Source organism: Pseudoalteromonas sp. SR45-5 (assembly GCF_014163565.1).
Lineage (GTDB): Bacteria > Pseudomonadota > Gammaproteobacteria > Enterobacterales > Alteromonadaceae > Pseudoalteromonas > Pseudoalteromonas distincta.
Window position 1 is genome coordinate 1 of record NZ_JACJDN010000711.1, and the last position, 1,896, is coordinate 1,896.

2 protein-coding genes are annotated in these 1,896 nt (G+C 39.2%); both read left to right on the plus strand.

Translation table 11 applies throughout. The features are described from left to right. The coding region (locus tag H5072_RS18285; protein WP_182694366.1) for a hypothetical protein at window positions 1-320 on the plus strand (320 nt) is incomplete at its 5' end. Between the two features lie 69 nt (window positions 321-389). Then, the coding region (locus H5072_RS18290; protein ID WP_182694367.1) for a DUF1566 domain-containing protein at window positions 390-1,896 on the plus strand (1,507 nt) is incomplete at its 3' end.

Sequence of the window (1,896 nt, forward strand, 5' to 3'; positions counted from 1 at the left end):
GAGCCTTTTTAAAAAGTGGTCGAAACACCATAATACATAAAGATAAAAAGCATGATTTAGTGATTGTAAACTCTGAAATTCATCCTCGAATTAAAGTAACGCAACATGGTCTGGAGCCATTTAAAGAAGAACTACCTAAAAACCGCCGTGATGCAAAAGAGCGTTATTTAGAAATGGTTTATGTAAGTAGCGCTGATGTATTTGGCGAAGAAAAGCAGTTGCTGTTTATTCAAGCTCTAGACGGGCGTGAATACAAAATAGATTACAGTAAAATCGGTACGAAGTTGTTTGTACGTATTCATCAAGACACATATATGTAGTACTTTAATGGCATCTTTATTGCTAGTGATTACACTATAGTAATTATTTGACATAATAAGGTGCTGCGTATGAAAGCGTTTGCTTTAATCCCCCTCATTTCTTGTAGTTTACTGAGTGCGTGTGGAGGCGGTGGCGGTGATAGCGATAATACAGTTGTTGAAACGTCTGTTAATGCTGGAGCCGATTTACAAATTATCGAAAAATCTGAATTTACCATCACAGCACAAGGTTCCCCCGCTGATGGTACTTTTTCATGGCAACAAGTTAGTGGCCCAAGCATAGAAGGTTTCCCCCTTGAAGGCGCTGAGCAAACACTTACTGCACCTGACGTAAAAACTGATAGTGAAATAATATTAAGAGTGAGCTATCAAAGTACAGGTAGTAGCGCTGTTAGTGACGACATTTCTATTTCAGTGAGCTCTAATAACCAACTACCTCTTGCTGTTGTTACACAAACATCTCCTGAAACACTTCCCTCTGTATACAAAGATACAGTGACTTTGAGTGCCCTAGAGTCGAGCGATCCTGATGATAATGGTCAAATTGATAGTTATTTGTGGCAATTGCTATCGGGTCCTGATTTAGATATTGAGAGTTTTAATGAATCAACTCTTAGCTTTTCTCATCCATTACTTGAAAGCAACGTGAATTTATCTTGGCAGCTAACTGTCACTGATGATGAGGGTGGCGAGGCGAGCACTCAATATTCAATGACACTCAACAAAACAAATGAGTTAGTAGATGCAAATGCAGGCGCAGATCAAAATGTCGAAGAGTTTGAACAAGTAACGCTTGATGCAACAAATAGCGAAACCGTTACCGATACCTATAAGTGTAAATGGCAACAACTTACCGGTAATAGCGAAACATTAAGCAATAGCGACCAATGTACAACGACATTTTTTGCCTCAGATGTTGATACTGAGTCTACATTGAGCTTTGAAGTCACGGTAACCGACTCAAAAGGACGCACCGATACAGACTCTTTATTTGTTGATGTATCACCCAAAGCACTTGGACTCATCAACGATAGTGGTGTTGGTGAGTGTTATAACAATACTCAACGTATTAATTGTGAGAGTGATGACTTTCCAGCGCAAGATGCAGAGCTTGGACGCGATAGCTATGCAAACCGCTTAGATAAAGTTGGCAAAGGTAATTTAGCGTTTGATTACACTAAACTTAATCAGTTTGCTGATGAAGTTGGTGATGATAGTAGTGACTTTACCTGTATACGCGATAATGTTACTGGGCTTGTATGGGAGGTGAAAAGTGTGGCATCTGGCACGGTACCAAATACTTCGCTACGTGATGGTCAAAATCATTACTTTTGGGATGTAGGCAATACGACTTTTACCGATACCAGTACAGCCAATTCAACGTGTCCGGACAATACAAGTTGTGGAGTACAAAGTTATATAAACGAAGTTAATGATTTAGATTTTTGTGGTGGTACTAACTGGCGATTACCTACTTATACAGAGCTTTTGGGCTTAATTGATTACGGTAAACAAGGGCAAAGCATATTAATTGATGAGGCATTTTTTCCTAATATGCCAAGTGAAAGTGCATTAA